General features: G+C 66.1%; 23 protein-coding genes and 1 tRNA gene. 2 read left to right on the forward strand and 22 right to left on the reverse strand.

The features are described 5' to 3' along the window. Position 1: 1 nt before the first annotated feature. The 8 genes from nuoE to tpiA all read right to left on the reverse strand — a co-directional run bounded on the left by nuoE (position 2) and on the right by tpiA (position 5,025). On the reverse strand, positions 2 to 529 hold the full coding sequence (gene nuoE / locus QRM89_RS11700; RefSeq protein WP_011037655.1) for an NADH-quinone oxidoreductase subunit NuoE: 528 nt from the start codon (positions 527 to 529) through the stop codon (positions 2 to 4). Continuing rightward, positions 526 to 1,833 carry an NADH-quinone oxidoreductase subunit D gene (locus QRM89_RS11705; protein ID WP_011037656.1) on the reverse strand — a complete coding sequence of 436 codons (1,308 nt, stop codon included), beginning with the start codon at positions 1,831 to 1,833 and terminating at the stop codon, positions 526 to 528. The genes nuoE and QRM89_RS11705 overlap by 4 nt, the downstream gene beginning before the upstream one ends. Further along, positions 1,830 to 2,582, reverse strand: a complete 753-nt coding sequence (locus tag QRM89_RS11710) for an NADH-quinone oxidoreductase subunit C (RefSeq protein WP_011037657.1) — start codon at positions 2,580 to 2,582, stop codon at positions 1,830 to 1,832. Before QRM89_RS11710 ends, QRM89_RS11705 begins: the two co-directional genes overlap by 4 nt. A 36-nt stretch (positions 2,583 to 2,618) precedes the next feature. After that, complete coding sequence (locus tag QRM89_RS11715; RefSeq protein WP_016944318.1) at positions 2,619 to 3,173, reverse strand: NADH-quinone oxidoreductase subunit B; 555 nt, start codon at positions 3,171 to 3,173, stop codon at positions 2,619 to 2,621. Then, positions 3,164 to 3,520, reverse strand: coding sequence for an NADH-quinone oxidoreductase subunit A (locus QRM89_RS11720; RefSeq protein ID WP_011037659.1), 357 nt, complete (start codon positions 3,518 to 3,520; stop codon positions 3,164 to 3,166). The genes QRM89_RS11715 and QRM89_RS11720 overlap by 10 nt, the downstream gene beginning before the upstream one ends. A gap of 105 nt (positions 3,521 to 3,625) precedes the next feature. Beyond that, positions 3,626 to 3,710, reverse strand: a tRNA-Leu gene (locus QRM89_RS11725). Positions 3,711 to 3,759: 49 nt separating this feature from the next. Further along, the gene (gene secG / locus QRM89_RS11730) at positions 3,760 to 4,236 is read right to left on the reverse strand and encodes a preprotein translocase subunit SecG (protein ID WP_285448072.1); all 477 of its coding nucleotides are present in this window, start codon (positions 4,234 to 4,236) and stop codon (positions 3,760 to 3,762) included. Positions 4,237 to 4,269: 33 nt separating this feature from the next. Beyond that, positions 4,270 to 5,025 (reverse strand): triose-phosphate isomerase, encoded by a 756-nt coding sequence (tpiA, locus tag QRM89_RS11735; protein ID WP_011037661.1) that lies wholly within the window; start codon positions 5,023 to 5,025, stop codon positions 4,270 to 4,272. Positions 5,026 to 5,137: 112 nt separating this feature from the next. Between tpiA and QRM89_RS11740 the strand changes: the two genes are divergently transcribed. Beyond that, entirely contained in the window at positions 5,138 to 5,938 is an 801-nt protein-coding gene (locus QRM89_RS11740) for an SDR family oxidoreductase (RefSeq protein WP_285448073.1), read from the forward strand. A 103-nt stretch (positions 5,939 to 6,041) separates the two neighbouring features. Here QRM89_RS11740 and QRM89_RS11745 read toward each other — a convergent pair whose 3' ends face one another. The 10 genes from QRM89_RS11745 to trpB all read right to left on the reverse strand — a co-directional run bounded on the left by QRM89_RS11745 (position 6,042) and on the right by trpB (position 16,727). Continuing rightward, on the reverse strand, positions 6,042 to 6,467 hold the full coding sequence (locus QRM89_RS11745; RefSeq protein ID WP_014508218.1) for a group 1 truncated hemoglobin: 426 nt from the start codon (positions 6,465 to 6,467) through the stop codon (positions 6,042 to 6,044). Then, the gene (locus QRM89_RS11750) at positions 6,467 to 7,342 is read right to left on the reverse strand and encodes a DUF3034 family protein (RefSeq protein WP_161960525.1); all 876 of its coding nucleotides are present in this window, start codon (positions 7,340 to 7,342) and stop codon (positions 6,467 to 6,469) included. Before QRM89_RS11750 ends, QRM89_RS11745 begins: the two co-directional genes overlap by 1 nt. Beyond that, positions 7,339 to 9,702 carry a bifunctional diguanylate cyclase/phosphodiesterase gene (locus tag QRM89_RS11755; protein ID WP_285448074.1) on the reverse strand — a complete coding sequence of 788 codons (2,364 nt, stop codon included), beginning with the start codon at positions 9,700 to 9,702 and terminating at the stop codon, positions 7,339 to 7,341. The genes QRM89_RS11750 and QRM89_RS11755 overlap by 4 nt, the downstream gene beginning before the upstream one ends. After that, positions 9,699 to 10,328: a methylamine utilization protein gene (locus QRM89_RS11760; RefSeq protein WP_285448221.1), complete on the reverse strand. Its 630-nt coding sequence runs from the start codon at positions 10,326 to 10,328 to the stop codon at positions 9,699 to 9,701. Before QRM89_RS11760 ends, QRM89_RS11755 begins: the two co-directional genes overlap by 4 nt. A 264-nt stretch (positions 10,329 to 10,592) precedes the next feature. Next, the gene (locus QRM89_RS11765) at positions 10,593 to 11,531 is read right to left on the reverse strand and encodes a 2-oxoglutarate and iron-dependent oxygenase domain-containing protein (protein WP_011037668.1); all 939 of its coding nucleotides are present in this window, start codon (positions 11,529 to 11,531) and stop codon (positions 10,593 to 10,595) included. A 114-nt stretch (positions 11,532 to 11,645) separates the two neighbouring features. Then, complete coding sequence (glmM, locus tag QRM89_RS11770) at positions 11,646 to 12,995, reverse strand: phosphoglucosamine mutase (RefSeq protein ID WP_115005859.1); 1,350 nt, start codon at positions 12,993 to 12,995, stop codon at positions 11,646 to 11,648. Between the two features lie 71 nt (positions 12,996 to 13,066). Further along, on the reverse strand, positions 13,067 to 13,951 hold the full coding sequence (accD, locus tag QRM89_RS11775; protein ID WP_115005861.1) for an acetyl-CoA carboxylase, carboxyltransferase subunit beta: 885 nt from the start codon (positions 13,949 to 13,951) through the stop codon (positions 13,067 to 13,069). Between the two features lie 228 nt (positions 13,952 to 14,179). Next, positions 14,180 to 14,998, reverse strand: coding sequence for a tryptophan synthase subunit alpha (gene trpA / locus QRM89_RS11780; RefSeq protein WP_228431788.1), 819 nt, complete (start codon positions 14,996 to 14,998; stop codon positions 14,180 to 14,182). Further along, the gene (locus QRM89_RS11785) at positions 14,995 to 15,513 is read right to left on the reverse strand and encodes a hypothetical protein (RefSeq protein ID WP_183111086.1); all 519 of its coding nucleotides are present in this window, start codon (positions 15,511 to 15,513) and stop codon (positions 14,995 to 14,997) included. The genes trpA and QRM89_RS11785 overlap by 4 nt, the downstream gene beginning before the upstream one ends. Further along, positions 15,510 to 16,727, reverse strand: a complete 1,218-nt coding sequence (trpB, locus tag QRM89_RS11790) for a tryptophan synthase subunit beta (protein ID WP_011037673.1) — start codon at positions 16,725 to 16,727, stop codon at positions 15,510 to 15,512. The genes QRM89_RS11785 and trpB overlap by 4 nt, the downstream gene beginning before the upstream one ends. A gap of 111 nt (positions 16,728 to 16,838) precedes the next feature. On the opposite strand from trpB, the gene QRM89_RS11795 reads away from it, so the two are divergent. Next, complete coding sequence (locus tag QRM89_RS11795) at positions 16,839 to 17,735, forward strand: LysR family transcriptional regulator (RefSeq protein ID WP_285448075.1); 897 nt, start codon at positions 16,839 to 16,841, stop codon at positions 17,733 to 17,735. 250 nt (positions 17,736 to 17,985) lie between these two features. Here the strand turns inward: QRM89_RS11795 and QRM89_RS11800 are convergent, their stop codons facing one another. The 4 genes from QRM89_RS11800 to QRM89_RS11815 are packed head-to-tail and all read right to left on the reverse strand — an operon-like array spanning position 17,986 to position 21,814. Next, complete coding sequence (locus tag QRM89_RS11800) at positions 17,986 to 18,654, reverse strand: phosphoribosylanthranilate isomerase (protein WP_011037675.1); 669 nt, start codon at positions 18,652 to 18,654, stop codon at positions 17,986 to 17,988. Continuing rightward, complete coding sequence (gene truA, locus QRM89_RS11805) at positions 18,651 to 19,424, reverse strand: tRNA pseudouridine(38-40) synthase TruA (RefSeq protein ID WP_011037676.1); 774 nt, start codon at positions 19,422 to 19,424, stop codon at positions 18,651 to 18,653. The genes QRM89_RS11800 and truA overlap by 4 nt, the downstream gene beginning before the upstream one ends. 39 nt (positions 19,425 to 19,463) lie before the next feature. Next, positions 19,464 to 19,844: a VOC family protein gene (locus QRM89_RS11810; RefSeq protein WP_103701827.1), complete on the reverse strand. Its 381-nt coding sequence runs from the start codon at positions 19,842 to 19,844 to the stop codon at positions 19,464 to 19,466. Continuing rightward, positions 19,841 to 21,814: a FimV/HubP family polar landmark protein gene (locus QRM89_RS11815; protein ID WP_186829759.1), complete on the reverse strand. Its 1,974-nt coding sequence runs from the start codon at positions 21,812 to 21,814 to the stop codon at positions 19,841 to 19,843. The genes QRM89_RS11810 and QRM89_RS11815 overlap by 4 nt, the downstream gene beginning before the upstream one ends. Positions 21,815 to 22,037 lie beyond the last annotated feature (223 nt).

A 22,037-nucleotide genomic window follows, 5' to 3' on the forward strand; every position in this document is an offset into this window, starting at 1 on the left:
CTTACTCCAGCCCGTCCAGCAGCGCGTCGACCTTTTCTTTCGTCAGGTGCTCGTGGTAATGGCCGTTGATGACCATCATCGGCGCTGCAGAGCAGGCCGCCAGGCATTCTTCTTCGCGCTTGAGGTAGACGCGCCCATCGGCGGTCGACTGACCCAACTTGCAGCCCAGCTTCTTTTCCGCATGCGCCAGCAGATCTTCAGCGCCGTTGAGCCAGCAGCTGATATTGGTGCAGAACGCCACGTTATGGCGGCCGACCTTCTCAGTCTCGAACATCGAGTAGAAGCTGGCCACTTCGTAGGCCCACACCGGCGGCAGCTCCAGATACTTGGCCACGCCCACGATTAGCTCGTCGGTCAACCAGCCCTGGTTCTGTTCCTGCGCAGCATGCAGACCCTGCAACACGGCCGAACGCTTGCGATCGGGCGGGAACTTGCTCAGCCAATGATCGATGTGCGCGCGCGTCTTGTCGCTCAGCACTACCTGTGGATCGACGTCGCGCGCCGCTTCGAAATTACCCGTCGCCTTCATCGGTCAACCTCACCGAAAACCAAATCGTAAGTACCGATCATCGCCACGACGTCGGCCAGCAAATATCCGCGCACCACCGCGTCCATCGAGGACAGATGCGCAAAGCCCGGCGCGCGCAGGTGCACGCGGAACGGCTTGTTGGCGCCATCGGACATCAGGTAGCAGCCGAACTCGCCCTTGGGCGCTTCAACGGCGCAATAGGTCTCGCCAGCGGGCACGCAGTAGCCTTCGCTGAACAGCTTGAAGTGATGGATCAGCGCTTCCATGTCGTCCTTCATGCCTTCGCGGCTTGGCGGAGCGACCTTGAAATTGGTGACCATGACCGGGCCTGGATTGGCCTTCAGCCACTTCACGCACTGCTTGATGATGCGGTTGGACTCTCGCATCTCGGCCACGCGCACCAGGTAACGGTCGTAGCAGTCGCCGTTGGTGCCGACCGGCACGTCGAAGTCCACCGCGTCGTACTTGGCGTACGGCTGCTTCTTGCGCAGATCCCATTCGATGCCCGAACCACGCAGCATCGGACCGGTCATGCCCCAGGCGCGCGCCAGATCCGGGCTGATGATGCCAACGTCCACGGTGCGCTGCTTCCAGATGCGATTCTCGGTCAGCAATGTTTCGTATTCGTCCACGCGGGACGGGAACGTGTCGGTGAAGTTCTCAAGGAAGTCCAACATCGAGCCTTCGCGCGCGGCGTTGAGCTTGGTCAGCGCCCCGCCCTTGTGCCAACGCGACTCCTTGTACTTGGGCATGCGATCAGGCAGATCGCGGTAGACGCCGCCCGGACGGTAATAGGCGGCGTGCATGCGCGCGCCACTGACTGCCTCGTAGACGTCCATCAATTCTTCGCGCTCGCGGAAGGCGTACAGCATCACCGCCATCGCGCCGAGGTCGAGCGCATTGGAACCCACCCACATCAGGTGGTTCTTGATGCGGGTGATCTCGTCGAACATCGTGCGGATGTACTGCGCGCGCTCCGGCGCTTCGATCCCCATCAGGGATTCGATCGCGCGCACGTAGGCGTGCTCGTTGCACATCATCGACACGTAATCCAGTCGGTCCATGTACGGAACCGACTGGTTGAACGGCTTGGACTCGGCCAGCTTCTCGGTGCCACGGTGCAGCAGGCCGATATGCGGGTCGGCACGCACCACGGTTTCGCCATCCATTTCCAGGATCAGGCGCAACACGCCGTGCGCCGCAGGATGCTGCGGGCCGAAGTTCATCGTGTAATTGCGGATTTCCTGCTTGCTTTCCACAGGATTGCTCGCGAAGGCATCGGTTGCCTGGCGGTACTCACTCACTTGGCAGTCTCCGACTTGCCCACTTCACCAGCGGCAGTCTCATAACGCGCGTCGTCGCGGATCACACGTGGCACGCCAACGCGCGGCTCCACCGAGGTCACCGGCTCGTACACCACGCGCTTGCGCTCGTCGTCGTAACGCACTTCGACGTTGCCGATCAGCGGGAAGTCCTTGCGGAACGGATGGCCGACAAATCCGTAGTCGGTCAGGATGCGGCGCAGGTCCGGATGGCCATCGAACACGATGCCGAACAGGTCGAACGCCTCGCGCTCGAACCAGTTCACACCCGGCCAGATGTCGGTCAACGACGCCACCACCGGTACCTGCTCGTCGGGTGCATAGCACCGCACGCGCAGACGCTGGTTGTGCTGGTAGGAAATCAGCTGGGCCACCACCGCGAAGCGCTGCGTCGGCAGCTGCTGCGGCTGGGCACCGTTGGAGCTTTCCTGGCTGGGGAATTCACCCCAGGCAAAGCGACCCAGCGCCTTGCCCTCGACACCACGGCTGAAACCCTGGGACGACACGTCGGCGGTGTCCCACTCGTCGCTGCCGTAGCCCAGGTAATCGACGCCGCACAGGTCGCTGAGCTGCTCGAAACCGAGCTCGTCGCGCAAGGCAAGACAGGTGGCGTGCCACTGTGCCGCAGCGACTTCCAGCGTCACTTCGCCGCGCGGCTGGACCACGGAGATCTGCGCACCGGCGAAACGCGCCGCTAGTCGGTCAGTGAAGGAAGATGCTTGCTCTGCCATGGGGGCTTGGCTGCTCTCGGTAGGAGAAGACGGGTGTCAGCGTGCGATGGTCTGGGTGCGCCAGATTTTCTTCTGCAGCTGCAAGATGCCGTAGACCAGCGCCTCGGCGGTCGGCGGGCAGCCCGGGACATAGATGTCCACCGGCACGATGCGATCGCAACCGCGGACCACCGAATACGAATAGTGATAGTAGCCGCCGCCGTTGGCGCAGCTGCCCATCGAGATGACCCACTTCGGGTCGGGCATCTGGTCGTAGACCTTGCGCAATGCCGGCGCCATCTTGTTGACCAGGGTGCCGGCGACGATCATCACGTCGGACTGGCGCGGCGACGGGCGGAACACCACGCCGTAGCGGTCCAGGTCCAGGCGCGCCGCACCGGCGTGCATCATCTCGACTGCACAGCAGGCCAGACCAAAGGTCATCGGCCACATCGAACCGGTACGCGCCCAGTTCAACAGTGCATCGACGCTGGTGGTCACGTAGCCCTTTTCGAGCAACGGGTTTTCGCCTTCCGGGCGCAGGATGTCTTCGACCCGGCCTTCCGGCATCGGGTTGGTCATCAGACGATCCAGGGTCTGAATCACTCCCATTCCAGCGCTCCCTTCTTCCACACGTAGATAAAACCGAGGAACAACATGCCGACGAACAGGCCCATGGTGACCAGCGAGCGTGCGCCGATCTCCATGAACACCTGTGTCCACGGCACGATGAAGATGATTTCCAGATCGAACACGATGAACTGGATCGCGATGAGGTAGTAGCGCACATCGAACTTCATGCGCGCGTCTTCGAATGCCTCGAAGCCACACTCGTATGGCGAAAGCTTGCGCGCGTCCGGGCTGCGCGGAGCGAGGAACCGACCAATCAACATCAGCACGATGCCGATGCCAGTGGCGACAACCAGAAACAGCAGACTCGGCAAATATTCGGCCAGCACAGCGATTCTCTCTTGCCTCTGCCCGCACGCGCCGCGTGCCGGCATGGGGTATAGGCAGACCCCGCGCCGGCATTGCCGCGATGCGCAGGAACTGCAGCCAAACAATGGTGCCCAAGAGGGGACTCGAACCCCTACGACCTAAGTCGCTACCACCTCAAGGTAGTGCGTCTACCAATTCCGCCACCTGGGCATACGTTGCGCCGCTGGGCATCCCAGTGCGCAGCGTATTGTAACCGCCTTCAGTCTTTTTGTGCTGGTTCCGGCGTCTTTTCTTCGCGTGCGGCAGGCGCCAGCTGCGTCGGTGCGGACTGCACAGGTGTTGCGGCAGGTGCAGTGGCTGGCTCGGCCGCAGCAGGCAACGGCTGCGAGGGAGCGGTGGGCACTGCGCCAGCGGCAGGCGCCTGCGGCAACTCACCCGCAGCGGCCGGAGCCGGCGTGGCCGACTGCGACATTACGCCCAGGTTCTGGTCGGTGGGACGGGCGCCATGGGTGGCGTACCAGGCCATGAACAGGCTGATGCTGAAGAACACCACCGCCAGCCACTTGGTCGACTTGGACAGGAAGTTCGACGCACCCTGCGAGCCGAACACCGTGCCCGACGCGCCCGCGCCAAAGCCCGAGCCCGCCGCTGCACCGGCGCCACGCTGCATCAGGATCAGCGCAATCATCGCCAGCGCGACCAGCACGTAGACCACATTGAGGATCAACATCAGCATTTCGAAATCCGTCCCCGGACAAAACTTAATGGGTTAACAAGCGGCCGCCGCACGCGCGATGGCCAGGAAGTCTTCGGCAACCAGTGATGCGCCGCCGACCAGCCCACCGTCGACGTCGGGCTGGGAAAACAGCTCGCTGGCGTTGTCGGGCTTGACACTCCCCCCGTACAGGATGGGCAGTGAATCGGCAATTCTAGCATCCGCCTTCGCGACTTCGCCACGAATGAAGGCGTGCACGGCCTGGGCCTGGTCCGGCGTGGCGGTGCGCCCGGTCCCGATGGCCCAGATCGGCTCGTAGGCCACCACGGCGCGGGCGAATCCGGCACTGCCGACCAGGCTCAGGACCGGCTCCAACTGGGCACGTAGGATTGCCTCAGTCTGACCTGCCTCGCGCTGTTCCAGCGATTCGCCAACGCACAGCACCGGGATCAACCCGGCATGCATGGCGGCGGCAAACTTGCGCGCGACCAGCTCGCTGCTTTCCTGGTGATACTGACGGCGTTCCGAATGCCCGACCAGGCCGTATTCGGCACCGACATCCACCAGCATCGAGGCGGACACTTCACCGGTGTAGGCGCCCTTCTCGTTGCTACTGACGTCCTGTGCACCGAATGCCAGGTGGTGGGCCTCGAAGTCCTCGATCAGATCACCGAGATACGGCAAGGGCGGCAGGATGACGACATCGACACCCGCCAGGGGCATGTGCGCGGCCACCTGCGCCACCAGTTCGGTGGCGAAGGCACGCGTGCCATGCAGCTTCCAATTTCCAGCAACGATCTTTCGACGCATCAGGTGCAGGTTCCTGAGTTGAAGACAGGCGTGAGAATAGCCCATGCCCTGTCGGTACCCGGCAGACTTGTGTCCGATGCGTGTCCCATTTCGCCCCAACCAGGAACCTGCCATGTCCGTTTCGCCTGTCTTCGCCCTGATCACCGGCGCCTCCAGCGGGATCGGTCGCGAGATTGCCCGCGCCTACGCAGCGCGCGGGATGCCACTGATCCTGACGGCGCGGCGAGTGGACCGGCTGGAGGCGCTGGCGGCGGAATTGGGCGCGCAGGTGCGGGTGGAAATCCTGCCGGAGGATCTGGGCGACCCGGCCGCCCCTGCCCGGCTGGTCGCCGAAATCCAGCGCCAGGGCTGGATCGTGGGCACCCTGGTCAACAACGCCGGCTACGGCGTGCCAGGGCGGTATCTGCAGAACGACTGGCAGACGCATGCGCGGTTCCTGCAGGTGATGGTGACGGCGGTGTGCGAACTGACCTGGCGGCTGTTGCCGATGATCCGCGCCAGTGGCCAGGGCCGGATCCTCAATGTGGCCTCGTTCGCCGCACTGACGCCCAGCGCCGATGGCCAGACGCTGTATGCGGCCGCCAAGAGTTTCATGCTGCGCTTCAGCGAGTCGCTGGCGCTGGAGAACGCCGATTGCGCGGTGAAGGTGTGCGCGCTCTGCCCGGGCTTTGCCTGGTCGGAATTCCACGATGTCACCGGCACCCGCGCGGCGATGTCCACCCTGCCCGGCTGGGCGTGGCTGCAGGCTGATGCCGTGGCGGCGTACGGCATCGCCGCGCTGGAACGCGGGCAGGTGCTGGCGATACCGAGGTGGCGCTATCGCCTGGTGAACGTTGCGCTGCACGTGCTGCCGCATGCGCTGCTGCTGCGGCTGATGGCACGTGGCTCGCACCGGGTGCGTCCTTTGGAGTGAGGCGTCCGTGCGCATGGCGCCTGCTGCAAGTGGATGCCGACAGACCTATCACGCCCCTGGTTGAACACATGCTCTGCGCGATGCGATATGCGCAGCGTTCGCCTCAGTGATTGACGATCTCGCCATGCATCGCGGCCAGCCGTGCGAGCAGGCGATTCTGGGTTCGGCGCGGAATGTTGCGCTGATCCATTGCCCAGTTGAGATCTTCGACCAGGGCATTGAAGTCGCCCTCGCGGATAGCCATATGCTGGTGCGCCTGCGCCATGGACTTGGCAGTGTCCGGGCACGGGCCATCGGCGACATGGCAGAACTTCTGCACCAGCCGCTCGTTGAGCATGACGATATTGACGCGTGCAAAGTGCTCGACGATGCGCGGGTCGTCGGCGATGCGCGAAAGCATGGTTTCCACCAGGGCCTCGATGCCGGGCTGACCGCCCAATTCTTCGTACAGCGTCTGCCGCGGTTGCGTGGTGGCACAGCCGCTCAACATCAGCACGCACAGCAGCGAATAGCGCAGCCATCGGGTCATCACAACGCCACCTGCAGGGAAAGATACGGTCCGCGCTGACGCTTCAAGGTGGCAACTTCGCCGAGATCGGCCCAGGCGGCGGTCAGCGACACATGCTTGGTCGGGAACCAGGCGACGAAGCCGTCAGCCCAGGCTTGCTCGCGGGCGAAACCGAGATTGTTCGGCTTGTCGCGATACTCCAGGCCCACCACCCACGACGGGCTCAGCACCACGCCGGCGCTGACTTCACCGACCAGCCGATAACTGTTGCGACGGTCGCCGCCGAAGCCCAGCAACCCGGTTTGATTGGCACGGGTAGCGCGCACGGTGCCGTTGAGCAGCAACTGGTAGCCGCCAGCGCCTTGCAGCAATAGCCGCGTGGCGCTGAGATAGACATCGGTGCCGTGGTCGTCGCGTGCACCGATCGCCAACGGCAAGGTGCCGTCGCGCAGGCGCTTGTACTGCACGCCAAGACTCAGCTGTGGCGCGCGCCCGTAGACCAGGTCACCATGCAGTCGCACTTTCGCGCCGAATACATCCTGGCCAAGCGCATTCCACGGCAACCCCAGCCGGTCCTGCAAGGTGCCCAGGTCCAGACGCTGGCGCGCCACCGAAAGCTCGAGCCGATTGCCAACGGTCAATGCGGCGCCCTGCACATCCAGACGGTAATCGCCGCTATCGACGTGGGTGGCGAACGCCACGGTGCCGAGTTCATCGCGCGTGCCGTACCCCGACAACGTGGCCCAGGGCACGATGCCACCGCCACTGCTGCCTTCGAGCATCGAGACGCCGCCGGTGGCCAGCAACCGGCCCTCGCCCGCCATGCACAGCAGTGGGCTCAGGGCCATTGCGGCGAGTAGCGTTGCAGCGACCACCGTGCGCGGAAAACGCTTCATCGTTGACCTCCCGCCTGCGCCGCGGGCGAGCGACCGAGCTGGCGCATGCACCATGCCAGCAGCGGCTTTTCTTCCAGTGGCGGCGAATACAGATAGCCCTGCACCATGTCGCAGCCGTAGCCGCGCAGCAGCGCCAGCGCAGTGTCGTTTTCCACGCCCTCGGCAATCACGCTCAGGCCGAGGTTGTGCCCCAGATCGATCGTGCTGCGCACGATGAAGGCATCGTCAGTGCCTTCGGCCAGCTGCATGACAAAGCTCTTGTCGATCTTCAATTCGTTCACCGGCATGCGCTTGAGCTGGGCCAGCGAGGAATAGCCAGTGCCGAAGTCGTCGACCGACAGCCGTACGCCCACATTGCGGAGTTGATGCAACATATGCAGCGCAAATTCGACATCGCGCATCAATGCGCTTTCGGTCAGTTCCAGCGTGACCGAGGTGGCCGGCACCGCATGCCGCTGCAGGCAGCCGCGCACGAAGTCCGGCAGGCCGGGGTCGGACAGATCCAGGGCCGACAGGTTGATGGCCATGCCCAGCTCCAACCCTTGCGCTCGCCATTGCGACTGGCAGTGCAAGGCCTCGTCCAGCACGAAGCGGGTGAGCGGATGGATGACGCCGGAATGCTCGGCCAACGGAATGAATTCGTCTGGGCCGATCGGCCCCAGCACCGGGTGATGCCAGCGCACGAGCACCTCGACCTGCTCCACCTGATCGGTACGCAGGCTGATCTTGGGCTGGAAGCGCAAGGTCAGCTCGTTGCCACCGATGGCCTGGCGCAGATCGCCGGTGAGACGCAGCCGGCGCAGATGCTGCTCGTCCTGGCCAAGCCGGTACACGCTGGCGCCACTGGCGGTGTCGCCGACCTGGCCACGCGCGATATCGGCGCGACGCAGCAGCGTGTCCGGGTCGGCGCCATGCTCGGGAATCAACGCAATGCCGATGCTGGCTTCGAGCTGGATGCGTGCCTGCGGCAACGCCAGCGGGCTGCGCAATTGCAGCAGCAGGCGTTGGGCTTCCTCCTGCACGGTGGCCGGGTCAGCATGCGCCACCACCACCATGAATTCGTCGCTGCCAAGGCGCCCGACGATGTTGGGCGCCTGCACCACCTCGGCAAGCCTGCGCCCGGCTTCGACCAACACCTGATCGGCGAAGTCGTGGCCCAGGCTGTCGTTGAGTTCCTTGAAGCGCTCCAGGTCCAGGATCAACACCGCTGCGGTGCCGCCCGAGGCCACGGTCTGATCCACCACCTGCTGCAGCTGCTCCAGCAGCCAGATGCGGTTGGGCAAGCCAGTGAGTGCGTCGTGGCGTGCCTGGTGCAGGATGTGCTGCTCGCGCGTGGCGATCTGCTGCTGCATGCGCCCGAAGCTGTCGGCCAGCTCCGCCAATTCGCGCCCGGGCGGCAATTGCACGGTGGTGTGGTAATCACCGCGCTGGATGCGGCGTGCTGCCTGCACCAGCAGCGCCACCGGCTTACTGACGCTGCGCGCGAGAAAAATCGATACGCCCAGTGCGGCGGCGGTGGCCAGGCCAGCCAGCAGCAAAATCCGTAATTTGAGTGTGCGGTACGGCGCCACCGCGCGGTCCAACGAGGCCTGCAAGGCAACCCGCACGCGGGTATCGCCCTGGATGGACTGCAACTTCACCAGGTAACGCGAGTCCCCCAAGGTCAGCGGGATTGCAGCGCCCTGCGCGTGTTCGGTGGTGCGCAATTGCTGGGCGAATTCCGTGCGTTCGGCTGGTTCCAGCGTGGACGCCAGCACGCGCGGCGGCGCACTGTCGATGAAAAAGGTGGCATCCAGACCCGTGGTGCTGCGGAAATCCTGCGCAAGGCTGTCGCCGGATTCGTTGCCGATCGCAATCCAGCCCACCCGGCTCGGCGCCAGTACCTGCACCACCGCCAGACGCACGATGTGTTGATCCAAGGCCACCACACCGACCGCACGCCCGTCGTGCTGGGCCTGTTGCAGCAAGGCCTGCACGGCACGCAGCTGTTCGGCCTGCGGCAGATCCGCTAGCCCGGTCAGAAAATCGCCTTCAGGCGACAGCAGCACCGCCGTCTGCGCATCCATGCGCGCGGCGTGGTTGCGCAACGCCGACTGCATCGTGGGCACATCGCCGCTGGCAACGGCTGCGCGGAAGCCGAAATCGTCCGCCAGCACCGAGGCCGATTGCAGCAGTTGTTCATCGCGGCGCTGGTTGATGCGTTGCCATACCCGCTCGCCAATCAGCAGCTCTTCACCGAGTTGCGCCTTGACGCTGCGCTCGGTGGCTACCTGCACGGCAATGAAGGTCAACGCCTGGGTGCCGAGCACCACCAGCACCAGCAGCGCGGCGATGCGCGTATGCAGTCGCATCGCTTTCATGGAGACGGCTTTTTCGGGTCGGCGGCGCGACGGAACTTGTCCTGCAGCGCGCGCACGCGATCATCCGGCGGCGGCGCCGCTGGCGCAGTGCCGGTGGTCTGCACGGTGACACGGCGCTGCAGCGCATCGCGGCTCAGCACCAGTGGCTCGGACAGCGCAGCGCCCTTGATGCGTGGATGCCAGACACGCAGGGTGTAGCTGCCCGCGGGCGCATCGATCTGGACACGGCCATCGCTGCCGCTCTTGCCGAAATACGGGGTGTCCAGCACCACGATATACCCCAGCATCCAGTCATGGATGTTGCAGCCCACCGTCACCAGCCCGGCCTGATCGAAGCGTACCGGCGCAGCCGTGGTGCCCTGAAACAGCGGCAACTCGAACTTCTTGGCAGGCGAAAACGAATACACCTGATGCCGGATTTGATCATTGTTCGGGAAGCGCACTAGGCTCCCCGTGCGTACCGCGAGCACCGCGGGAACGAACTGCGAGTTCACCTGATCCATCGACACCGGTTTCGAGGTGCCGATCGCCGGCACCGGACGTGCGGTTTCCAGGCTCACCACTGCATCAACCAGCACGCCAGCGGCGTCCTGGACAGTCACCGTCACCGGTGTTGCCAAGGCCACACCCGCAAGGCACCCGGTCAGCACCAGTGCCGATGTTCCAACAACGTTGATTAGTTTTCGCGTCCACATGCGCCCGCACCTCATCGCAGTCCTGCAGCGGGCGCCAGGCAAATCCGACGTCGCGCTAGCGGCCAGACTGGGATATCGGCAGAGGTGAACGCAAGCTTTAACCGGACGCGAGCGAACGTTCATCAAGCAAACTGTGGCGAGCGTCATCCGCCATGTTGCGAGCGCGGCCATAGGCCGCGCTTGGGTCCGTTCGGCTTACTTGAGCTTGATCTCGCGCAGGCGCTCTTCCAGGAACCCGTGTGCGGTGATCGGTTCGGGATAGCGGCTGGGATTGTCGGCGCTGATGCAGGACGGCAACACGTCGATCAGGAAATCCGGGTTCGGGTGCAGGAAGAACGGCACCGAATAGCGCGGCTTGCGCGCCTCCTCGCCCGGCGGATTGACCACGCGGTGGATGGTGGACGGGTACACATGATTGGTCAGGCGCTGCAGCATGTCGCCGATATTGACCACGATGGTGTCGGCGTCCGCAGTGAACGGCACCCACTCGCCTTCGTTGGAACGCACTTCCAGGCCAGCGGCACTGGCGCCCACCAGCAAGGTGATGAAATTGATGTCGCCGTGCGCGCCGGCACGCACATTCGGGATGTCGTCGCTGGTGATCGGCGGGTAATGGATCGGGCGCAGGATCGAATTGCCGTGGTCGGTCTTGTCGGCGAAGTAGTCCTGCGGCAGGCCGATGTGCAGCGCCAGCGCCGACAACACGCGCGAGCCCAACTGATCCAGCTGCTGATACAGGTGGTAGCCACGTTCGCGGAAGCCCGGCACTTCGGTCGGCCACAGATTGGGCGCCATCACCGCGCGGTACGGCGAATCGTCCGGGATCTCGCGGCCGATGTGCCAGAACTCCTTCAGATCGAAATGCTTGGAGTCCTTGGCGGTTTCCACACCGAACGCCGTATAGCCGCGCGCGCCGCCACTGCCGGGCACATGGTAGCTGCGCTTGACCTCGTCGGGCAGCGCGAAAAATGCCTTGAACACCTCGTAGGCGGCGTCGATGTCGGACTGCGCAATGCCGTGATTGCGGATACCGGCAAAGCCCCATTGCCGATAAGCGGCACCGAGCTCGGCGACAAAGGCCTCGCGGTCGCTGTCGAAACGGGTGATGTCCAGGGTGGGGATGCGCGCGCTCATACGGATGTCTTGCTCAAGGATGAAAGAAGGCCGGCCGCTCAGGACAGCAGGCGATACAGCACATAAAACGTCGCGGCCTTGGCGAAGACCACGCAGATGCCAATGATGAGCGACTCACGCCGCGTCACGCACCGCTCCGGCGAGGCGATCGAGCGTGTCCTGCATCAACCCCGCTTCGTCGGCCTCCACAGTCACGCGTACCACCGGCTCGGTGCCGGACGGGCGCAGGAACGCGCGGCCACGCCCCTGCACCGCCGCCTGCGCTTGCTGCAGCGCCTGCTGCACGCTGGCGGCTTCCACAATGGCCTTGGCTGCACCGCCGCCCAGACGCACGTTGACGGTCTGCTGCGGCACCTTGCTCAGGCTGCTCAGCGCCTCACGCAGGCTGTGCCCGTCGCGCCCCAGCGCTTCGAGCACCTGCAAGGCGCTGACGATGCCATCACCGGTGGTGGCCCGGTCCAGACACAACAGATGGCCGGAGGTCTCGCCGCCCAGCGTGCCACTGCCCTCGACCAGGGCCTGGTGCACGTAGCGGTCGCCGACCTTGGCGCGCTGGAACGGGATCTGCAACGCGGCCAGGGCTTTCTCCAGCCCGTAATTGGTCATCAAGGTGCCGACCACCGTGCCGGTGAGCCGGCCGCTGGCCTGCCACGAGCGCGCGAGCACGTACAGCAGATCGTCGCCATCGACCGGGTTGCCCTGGTCGTCGGCCATCAGCACGCGGTCGCCGTCGCCATCGAAGGCGATGCCCAACTGCGCGCCGGTCTCGCGCACCTTGGCGGCGAGATTGTCGATATGCGTGGAGCCGACGCCGTCGTTGATATTGAGCCCGTCCGGCGCCGCACCGATCACCACCACCTCGGCGCCGAGCTCGCGAAACAGCATCGGCGCGATGTGGTACGTGGCGCCGTGCGCGCAGTCGAGCACCATCTTCAACCCGTGCAGGGTGAAGCCCCGCGGGACGCTGGCCTTGCAGAATTCGATGTAGCGGCCGATCGCATCGCGGGTACGGATCGCCTTGCCCAGACGCTCGGATTCCACGGTGTGGAACGGCGCATCCAGGGCCGCTTCGATGGCCGCTTCGGTGGCGTCATCGAGCTTCTCGCCTTCGGCGGAAAAGAACTTGATGCCGTTGTCGTAATGCGGGTTGTGCGATGCGCTGATCACCACGCCGGCGTTTGCGTGCAAGGTGCTCGTCAAGAAGGCAATCGCTGGCGTCGGCATGGGGCCAATCATCTGCACATCTGCACCGGCGGCAACGAGGCCAGCTTCCAAAGCGGCTTCGAACATGTACCCGGATATGCGAGTGTCCTTGCCTATCAATACCAGTGGACGCTTATCTCGCCCTTCGGAGAGAACACGGCCAAGCGCGTTACCGAGCCGCAGCACAAAGTCAGCGGATATTACGCCTTGGCCAACTCGGCCACGGATGCCGTCAGTGCCAAAATACTTGCGGCTACTCATAAGTTCCAAAGATCCTGCTAAAAGGGAATGTCAGCGCTACGGCCGTCGATCAAGACTGCGCAACGCACGCGCTATACGTCTGCGTCCTGCGGATGCGGCTGACGCATCATCATGGTGGTCAGCTCGGCGATGCGGTCGCGCATGTCGCGGCGGTCGCAGATCTGGTCGATGGCGCCGTGATCGAGCAGAAACTCCGAGCGCTGGAAACCTTCGGGCAGCGTCTCGCGCACGGTCTGCTCGATCACGCGCGGGCCGGCAAAACCGATCAGCGCATGCGGTTCGGCGATGTTGATATCGCCCAACATTGCGAACGAGGCCGACACGCCACCGGTGGTGGGATGGGTCAGCACCGAGATATACGGCAGGCCGGCTTCGCGCAAGCGGCCGAGCGCCGCGGAGGTCTTGGCCATCTGCATCAGCGAGAACAGGCCTTCCTGCATGCGCGCGCCGCCACTTGCAGAGAAACACACAAACGGGCAGCCCACTTCCAGCGCCACTTCGGCCGCACGCGCAAAGCGCTCGCCGACCACCGAGCCCATCGAGCCGCCCATGAAGGCGAAATCGAACGCGGCGGCCACCAGCGGGTTGCCCTTGAGCATGCCGCGCATGGCGATCAGGGCGTCGTATTCGCCACTGCTTTTCTGGCTGGCCTTGATGCGCTCGCCGTACTTCTTCTGATCCTTGAACTTGAGCACGTCCACCGGGCCCAGCTGGGCCGCGATTTCGGTGGTCGGGCTGTCCGCGTCGAACAGTGCGGCCAGACGGGCGCGGGCGCGGATTGCCATGTGGTGGTCACACTTCGGACACACCTCCAGGTTCTCCTCAAGCTCCGGGCCGTACAGCGCGCTGCCGCAGTTGCTGCACTTCTCCCACAGGCCCTCGGGGACGCTGCGCTTCTTGGCGGGGGTGTTCTCGGTGCGGATGCCGGAGGGCATCAATTTGCTGAGCCAACTCATGCGTGTATGACAATCCATGCAAGGCGGCCGTGCGGGCCGCAGAGGGGCGACAGTCTATCCCAGCGCCCCATGGCGGTGCAGTGGGCGGTAGCGCGGGGCGGCGCCGAGAGGCCTGGACCAAGCCGCCAGACGATCATGCGGGAACGTGTTGCTGGCATGATCGCCGCCGTTGGGCACCTGCATGCCACCTGCGAGGCATGCCACCGGCAGGCGCCCGGCAGCGGAGCCTCAGCCGGCGTCCAGCGCCTGCCGCAGCGGCTGCAGGAAGTCTTCGGCCCGCTCACGCGCGCTGCGCACATCCGACGCGTCGGCCAGGGCCGCCACCAGCGCGCTGCCGACGACCACGCCGTCCGCGTCCACCGCCATCGCGGCAGCACTGGCGGCGTCCTTGATGCCGAAGCCGGCCACCACCGGTGCGCCGGCACGGGCACGCAGCTGGCGCAGGCGGTCGCTGGCGGCATGCGTGTCCAGCCGGTCGGCCGCGCCAGTCACACCAGAGAAGCTCACGTAATACAGATAGCCCTGCGCGGTGCTGCACAGCATGTCCAGCCGGGCCTCGCCGGTGGTGGGCGACGCCAAGGCGATCAGCGCCAGGCCGACCTCGGTGAAGATGGCGCGGGTGTCGTCGGCCTCCTCGGGCGGCAGGTCGACCAGCAGCACGCCATCGATGCCGGCGGCCACCGCGGTTTCGGCAAAGCGCCGCGTGCCGTGGATTTCGATCGGGTTGAGGTAGCCCATCAGTACCACGGGGGTGGTGGCGTCCTCGCGCCGGAATTCCTGCACGGCTTCGATCACGTAGGCCAGCCCGGCACCGCGGCCCAGCGCGCGCTCGGAGCTGCGCTGGATGGTGGGGCCGTCGGCCATCGGGTCGGAGAACGGCACGCCGAGCTCGATGATGTTCGCACCGGCGCGCACCAGCGCATGCATCACCGGCACGGTGGCTTCCAGCGACGGGTCGCCGGCGGTGATGAAGGGAATCAGCGCCTTGCGGCCAGAGTGGCGCAGCGCGTCGAAGCACGCAGCGATACGGTCGGGCGCGCGGCTCATGCGCATCCCTCCACCAGTTGCACGGCGTCCCAGCTTCCCCAGTACATCGATGTCACGCTGCCTTCTCCAGTTTCGTAGCGAACGGCGAGCCCACGCGCGGGGTCATGCCATGTCAGATAAAGATCCTTGCCATCGTCACTGCCATAGTGATGCGGCTCGACGCTGTAGCCCGCGGGCAGGCGTGCACGCACACTGGCCTCGCTGTCGCCGATGCGAATGCCGAAGGGGCCTGCGACCCCGGCATCGGTGACGTCGAAGCGGACAACGCGCCCATCCTCGACCATCATTGCCACGCCCGTGGGCAGCAGCCCTGCTTCCACGTAGTCGCACTGCCCGATCGGGCCGGCATTCATCGGCTTCCAGGCGGCGCGCGGCGCCAGCTCGGCGAAGCGCTGGCCAACGCGCACCGCGCCGCTGCGATCCAGCGCGGGCGCCGATGCCGCGGCCGCCGCCAGTGCAGACAGGCACAGCAGTGCCATGCCACTGCCGAGGTTGCGCGCGTGCGCTGCGATCACAGCACCATGCCTTCGCGCGCGGCGATGGTGTGCACGTCCTTGTCGCCACGGCCGGACAGGTTGCACAGCACCAGCGCGTCCTTGGGCATTTCGCGCGCAAGCTTGATCGACTGCGCGACCGCATGACTGGATTCCAGCGCGGCCAGGATGCCTTCGGTATGCGCCAGCAAGTGGAACGCGGCCAGCGCTTCGTCGTCGGTGATGCCCTGGTACACGGCACGGCCGCTGTCGGAGAGGAAGGCATGCTCCGGTCCCACGCCGGGGTAGTCCAGGCCCGCCGAGACCGAATGGGTCTCGATGATCTGGCCATCGTCATCGCAGATCACATACGTGCGATTGCCGTGCAGCACGCCGGGGCGACCGGCGGCGATCGATGCCGCGTGGCGGCCGCTGGCAATGCCATCACCCGCCGCTTCGGCGCCGTAGATCTTGACGCCGGGGTCGTTCAAGAACGCGTGGAACAGGCCGATGGCGTTGCTGCCGCCGCCCACGCAGGCGCTGATCGCATCCGGCAGGCGGCCGTAGTCTTCCAGCATCTGCGCACGCGCTTCGCGGCCGACGATGGCGTTGAAATCGCGCACCATGCGCGGATACGGATCCGGGCCGGCGACGGTGCCAATGATGTAGAAGGTGTCCTGCACGTTGCTGACCCAGTCGCGCATCGCTTCATTCAGCGCGTCCTTGAGCGTGGCCGAGCCCGAGGTGACCGGGATGACCTTCGCACCGAGCAACTGCATGCGGTAGACGTTGATCTTCTGCCGCTCGATATCGGTGGCGCCCATGTAGACCACGCATTCCAGGCCTAGCCGCGCCGCGACGGTGGCACTGGCCACGCCATGCTGGCCGGCGCCGGTCTCGGCGATGATGCGGGTCTTGCCCATGCGGCTGGCCAGCAGCGCCTGGCCGATGGTGTTGTTGATCTTGTGCGCGCCGGTGTGGTTCAGGTCTTCGCGCTTGAGCAGGATCTGCGCCCCGCCCACTTCGCGGCTCAGCCGCTCGGCGTGGTAGATCGGGCTGGGGCGGCCGACGTAATGCTTGAGATCCTTGTCGTACTCGGCAATGAAGGCCGGATCCTGGCGCGCCAGATCGTAGGCGGCAGACAGTTCCTGCAGGGGCGCGATCAAGGTTTCCGCGACGAAACGGCCGCCAAACTTGCCGAAATGGCCGGCGGCATCCGGATACGCATGAAAGTCACTGATGGGCTGGGCCGACATGGGAGCTATTCCTCCGCAACACTGCGGAAATACGGGAAAGGCGCACTCTAACGCAGGCGGCGCGACGGATAAATCGATAAGATCGCCGTAACCTGTGACCTGTACTCACATATGCCTGCTTCCCTGCCCCCGCTTGCCGCCTTGCGTGCCTTTGAGGCCGCGGCGCGCCTGCAAAGTGTCAGCCGCGCTGCCGACGCCCTGCACGTGACCCACGGTGCCATCAGCCGGCATGTGCGTTCTCTGGAACAGCTGTTGGGCACCGCCCTGTTCACCCGACAGGGCCGCGGGCTGGTGCTGACCGCCGCCGGCACGCGCCTGCGCGATGCCACCAGCGAGGGCTTTGCGTTGATCGCCGACACCTGGGCGGACCTGGCCAGCCCGCGCAACGAGGCGCCGTTGGTGCTGGGTTGCTCCGGCAGCCTGCTGGCGCGCTGGGTGATTCCTCGGCTGGGCCGGCTGCAGCGCGATCTGCCCGATCTGCGCGTGCATCTGTCGGCGAACGAGCAACCGCCCGGGCCGGACCTGGACGGCCTGGACGCTGCGCTACTGCTCGACACCCCGCCCTGGCCGGGCGACTGGCAGGTGCACGAGCTGGGCGTGGAGTGGATCGGGCCGGTGCTCAGCCCGCAAAGCCCGCTGGCGACCCAGCTGGCCGGGCAGCCGCCGCACGCACTGCTGGCGCACCCGCTGCTGCATACGCGTTCACGCCCGCAAGCCTGGCCGGACTGGGCGCAGGCGCATGGCATCCCGGCCGACAGCTTGCGCTTCGGCACCGAGTTCGAGCATCTGATGTATCTGCTGGAAGCCGCTGCGGCCGGACTGGGCGTGGCGATCGCGCCGCAATCGCTGGTCGCCGCCGACCTGGCGGCCGGGCGGCTGGTAGCGCCGTGGGGCTTTACCCCGACCCGGGGCCGCTGGGGCCTGTGCGCGGCGCGGCGCAATCCCGATCCGCGGATCGCACAGCTTGCCGGCTGGTTGCGCGGCGAGCTTGCGGCGGATCGGCCCTGATCAGGGGCGAGGCGCTGCATCGAGCAGCGGCGTCTTCGCGCTACCACGCACGAAAAAGGCCCCGGGAACCGGAGCCTTGGAGAGTTCTCAGCTACTCGAAGCGTCTGACGACGCCCTGGGTTTATTGCGCGACGCGCCTGTGCAGGCCACTTAGCCAACGCCTGCATCTGCTGGCGAACGTCGGCATCAGCGCGGCACCACCATCGGGGCTCATACCGCAGCACACTGCAGCGCGCTTAAGACACCACCGTTACGACATCTCGTGACAGTCGGCGCGGCGCACTTCTTCGACGAACTTGCGCATCTTGTGGCCGTCCTTGATGCCCGGCGCAAGCTCCACGCCGCTGGACACGTCCACGCCCCACGGCAGGGTCGCCACGATCGCGTCGAAGACGTTGTCGGCGGTGATGCCGCCAGCCAGCAGGAACGGGCGATGCAGGCCGGTGGGCAGGCGCGACCAGTCGAAGGTCTTGCCGGTCCCACCGCCCTCGCCCGGCGCATGGCTGTCGAACAGGAAGCCGGCCGTATTGGGATAGGCCAACTGCAGCGTCCGCGCGTTGGCGTCTTCGCCATTCACGCCGGAAGCGCCCATCGGCACCGCCTTGAGATACGGCAGATTGAAGCTGCGGCAGAAGGCGTCGTCTTCTTCGCCATGGAACTGCAGCAAGGTGGGGCGCACGGTGCGCACCACTTCGCGGACTTCTTCCTTGGAGTTGTTGCGGAACAACGCCACCACATCGACCATCGGCGCGGTGGCCTGGCGCATGGCGCGCGCTTCGGCCGGGGCCACGCGGCGCGGGCTGCCATGGGCGAAGATGAAACCCACCGCGTCCACACCCAGCTCGCCGGCGAGCCGGATGTCGCCGGCGCGGGTCATGCCACAGAACTTGATGCGGGTGCGGTACAGCGATCGATTCATTGGGTCACCTCGGCGGGCAGATGCCACTCTGCGGGATACAGCGGCCCGATGAACACCAGGCCTTGCGGCGGTGCCGTCGGGCCGGCCACAGTGCGGTCGCGTCCGGCGAGCAATGTCGCGATCCAGTCGATCGGCTGTTCACCGGTCCCGACCAAAATCAGCGAGCCAACAATATTCCGCACCATGTGATGAAGGAATGCATTGGCCTGCACCTGCACCTCCACCACCTCGCCCAGCCGCTGCACGGTGATGGCCTGCAGATTGCGCCGCGCATGCAGGGCCTGGCACTGCACGCTGCGAAATGCGCCGAAGTCGTTCTCGCCCAGCAATGCCTGCGCGGCCGTGTGCATGGCCTGCGCATCCAGCGGCCGGCGCTCCCAGCTCAGGGTCTGCCGGTACAGCGCCGGGCGGATCTGCCGGTTGAGCAGGCGATAGCGATAACGCCGCGCCCGCGCGGAAAACCGCGCATGGAAGTCTTCGGCTGCCGGCACGCACCAGCGCACCGCCACCGAGGGCGGCAGCCGCGCGGTGGTGCCCAGCATCCAGCCGCGCGGTTCGCGGCGGGCATCGCTGTCGAAATGCACCACCTGGCATTCGCCATGCACGCCGGCATCGGTGCGGCCGGCACAGACCACCTGGATCGGCGCATCGGCCACCGACGACAATGCCGCCTGCAGGGTTGCCTGCACACTTGGCCCGCCGTGCTCGCCCAGTTGCTGCCAGCCCTGGAACTCGCTGCCGTCATATTCCACGCCCAGCGCGTAACGCATCAGTGTCTGCCTCTTGGGGTACCGGTCATGCGCAGCCGACTAGACGCTGCGCTCGGACCACACGGCCAGCGTGGTGCCGCCGGGCTCGCGAAAATGAAAGCGGCTGCCACCGGGGAAGCCGAAGACCGGCTTGACGATCTGCCCACCGGCGGCGGCAACCTGCTCCAGCACCGGGGCCAGGTCATCGGCATACAGCACTACCAATGGGCCGGTGTCGGCGGGCGCCGCCGCGGCTGCGCGATAGAAGCCGCCATCCAGCCGACCATCGTTGAAGGCCAGATAGTCCGGGCCATAGGCCTGGAACTGCCAGCCGAACACCTGCGCAAAGAACGCGCGGCTGGCCTCCAGGTCGATGGAGGCGAACTCGATGTAATCGATGCGGCGTTCGCGTGCGCCAAGCGTGTCCATGGCCGGGCTCATGCCAGACGGTCGAGCAGGTCGGCCGCTTCGGCACGGGTGGCCGCATCGCCGGTGGCGGCGACTTCCAGCAACAGCCCGCGTGCGGTGTCCTTGTCGCCCAGGTCCATGTAAGCCACCGCCAGCTCAAGACGATCACGGCCGGCGGAGGCGAATTCGCGCGGCGCAGCAGCACTGAACGTCTCGGCATACGGCGCATCGGCGACCGGCACCGGCGGGGCTGGGTCGAAGTCCAGGCTGTCCTGCTGCGTGGCTGGTGAAGGCGGTGCGTGTGCGGCAGTCATTGGCGCTGGTGCGGGTTCGGGTGCCGGCTCCGCTGCCGGGGCAGGCCTGGCGTCGGCCAGATCATTTGACGGCGCGGCAGGCGTCGCGCGCAAGGCGCGCCAATCGTCACTGGACACCACCGGGGCAGCTGCGTGCGGCACCGGCTCGGCCAGCTGCGGTTCGCGCCGCAGCACCTCCGACAGCGGCGGCTGCGTGCCACCGGCGCGTTCGTCTTCGTGCAGATCAATTTGCTCGAACTCGGTCTCCTGCACCACGTCGCGCTCGCTGGGCACGGTGGCGGCGGCGTCCGCATCCGGCTGGGCGGCAGTAGCTGCAGCGCCAGGCGGAATGAAATCGAAATTGCGGCGCGGCAACGGCGGCAACGGCGATGGCTTGCGGCGGCGTGCGGCCAGCCAGGCCACCACTGCGGCCACGATCAACACCAGCCCGCCGATCAACCACAGCGGGAATCCGCCACCCTGCGCGGGTGCCGCCGGGGTTTCGGCCAGGCGCCGCTGGGCGGCGGCCAAGTCGGTGTCCTTCATGGCGATCAACGCCTGTTGCTGCTGCTTAAGCTTTTCCAGGTCGGCCACGCGGGTGCGCAGCTCCTGCAGCTCGGCATCGCGGGTGGCGATGTCTTCCTTGGCCTGTTGCAACTGTTCGTTGGCCGCCATCTCGCCCTCGCCTTCGCCACTGGTGCCGGACGTGGTGCCGGCTTTGTTGGTATCCGTCGCCACTGCGGGGGCGATCTCTAGCCGCGCGCCACCAGCGGCGCCTGCAGCGGCGGCCGCCGCCGGCGCGGGGCTGGCGGCCGGAGTGGTGCCCGCCTCGGCCGGTTGCGGCATGGGCGCACGCGCCTGCCGCCACTGCGTGGCCTGTTCGCGCACCAGCGCCGCGGCCTCGGCGGCACCCACTTCGGCCAGCGCGTCCTGCTGCGGCGTGCGCAACACCGCGCCCTGCTTGAGCCGGTTGATGTTGCCGTTGATGAAGGCATCGGGATTGGTGCGCAACAACGCCAGCATGGTCTGGTCCAGCGAATGCCCGCTGGAACGCGCCACCCCGGCAGCGATCTCCGACAAGGTCTGGCCCGGGCGCACGGCCGGCAGCTGGTCGCCCGCTGTGCTGGCCGATGGCGCCGGCGCAGCGGCAGCAGGCCGTGTGGCCGGCCTTTCCACTGCATTGTCCTGGCGACTTGGTCGCGCGCCGGAAGCGGCGGCCGGTTCGCGCGCAATGGTGTTGCTGGCACCGGCTTGTGGCGCCTCGATGCCCGGCTCGGCAATCGCCGCTGCGGTATTGGGCGCATCGACCAGCGCCGAATACTCGCGCACCAGGCGGCCCTGGCCCCACTCCACTTCGATCAGGAAGTTGATGGCCGGCTGATCGACCGCCTGCGTGCTGGTCACGCGAATCACCGCGCGGCCGCGGGCGTCCTGCGCAAACTGGAACTGCAGGTTGCTGACCAGGCCTTGCGGCCGCTCCAGGCCGACCCGCGCAAAGATGGTTGGCGATGCCAGCGCCACACGCGCGTTGTCCAGTTCGCCAGGCTCGTTGGAGATGACCGGGATCTCGGCCACCAACGGCTGCCCGGGCTTGGACAGCACCCGGATATCGCCCAACCCCAACGCCATGGCCGCACCACTGCATAACGCCAGCAGCAGCGCGCCCACCCCTTGTATCGGGCGCATCGCGCCCCGGCCCCTATGTTTCATGCGCATCAATATAGCCGCTGAATGAGCGAAAGAGTCGGCTTCATCATGCAGAGTGCGTGCGCTGGCGTAATGCCGCAACGCGCCATGCGTGCAGGCGCGCCTGTGTGGCCATGAACACGCTGGCAGGAGCAGATGCAAATTTGCACGCGGGTGGCAACGGCGGTGCGTTGCAAGCCGCTGCGCTGGCGCGTTGTCCAAGGATCGTTACGACCAAGGCGTTGGT

Origin of the sequence: Xanthomonas sp. LMC-A-07 (genome assembly GCF_030208825.1) — a bacterium.
Lineage (GTDB): Bacteria > Pseudomonadota > Gammaproteobacteria > Xanthomonadales > Xanthomonadaceae > Xanthomonas > Xanthomonas campestris.

Coding starts and splice junctions, on each gene's coding strand:
- nuoE (WP_011037655.1), bottom strand. CDS start 529: ATGAAGGCGACGGGTAATTTCGAAGCGGCGCGCGACGTCGATCCACAG.
- QRM89_RS11710 (WP_011037657.1), bottom strand. CDS start 2,582: ATGGCAGAGCAAGCATCTTCCTTCACTGACCGACTAGCGGCGCGTTTC.
- QRM89_RS11715 (WP_016944318.1), bottom strand. CDS start 3,173: ATGGGAGTGATTCAGACCCTGGATCGTCTGATGACCAACCCGATGCCG.
- secG (WP_285448072.1), bottom strand. CDS start 4,236: ATGCTGATGTTGATCCTCAATGTGGTCTACGTGCTGGTCGCGCTGGCG.
- tpiA (WP_011037661.1), bottom strand. CDS start 5,025: ATGCGTCGAAAGATCGTTGCTGGAAATTGGAAGCTGCATGGCACGCGT.
- QRM89_RS11740 (WP_285448073.1), top strand. CDS start 5,138: ATGTCCGTTTCGCCTGTCTTCGCCCTGATCACCGGCGCCTCCAGCGGG.
- QRM89_RS11745 (WP_014508218.1), bottom strand. CDS start 6,467: ATGACCCGATGGCTGCGCTATTCGCTGCTGTGCGTGCTGATGTTGAGC.
- QRM89_RS11750 (WP_161960525.1), bottom strand. CDS start 7,342: ATGAAGCGTTTTCCGCGCACGGTGGTCGCTGCAACGCTACTCGCCGCA.
- QRM89_RS11755 (WP_285448074.1), bottom strand. CDS start 9,702: ATGAAAGCGATGCGACTGCATACGCGCATCGCCGCGCTGCTGGTGCTG.
- QRM89_RS11765 (WP_011037668.1), bottom strand. CDS start 11,531: ATGAGCGCGCGCATCCCCACCCTGGACATCACCCGTTTCGACAGCGAC.
- glmM (WP_115005859.1), bottom strand. CDS start 12,995: ATGAGTAGCCGCAAGTATTTTGGCACTGACGGCATCCGTGGCCGAGTT.
- accD (WP_115005861.1), bottom strand. CDS start 13,951: ATGAGTTGGCTCAGCAAATTGATGCCCTCCGGCATCCGCACCGAGAAC.
- trpA (WP_228431788.1), bottom strand. CDS start 14,998: ATGAGCCGCGCGCCCGACCGTATCGCTGCGTGCTTCGACGCGCTGCGC.
- trpB (WP_011037673.1), bottom strand. CDS start 16,727: ATGTCGGCCCAGCCCATCAGTGACTTTCATGCGTATCCGGATGCCGCC.
- QRM89_RS11795 (WP_285448075.1), top strand. CDS start 16,839: ATGCCTGCTTCCCTGCCCCCGCTTGCCGCCTTGCGTGCCTTTGAGGCC.
- QRM89_RS11800 (WP_011037675.1), bottom strand. CDS start 18,654: ATGAATCGATCGCTGTACCGCACCCGCATCAAGTTCTGTGGCATGACC.
- truA (WP_011037676.1), bottom strand. CDS start 19,424: ATGCGTTACGCGCTGGGCGTGGAATATGACGGCAGCGAGTTCCAGGGC.
- QRM89_RS11810 (WP_103701827.1), bottom strand. CDS start 19,844: ATGAGCCCGGCCATGGACACGCTTGGCGCACGCGAACGCCGCATCGAT.
- QRM89_RS11815 (WP_186829759.1), bottom strand. CDS start 21,814: ATGAAACATAGGGGCCGGGGCGCGATGCGCCCGATACAAGGGGTGGGC.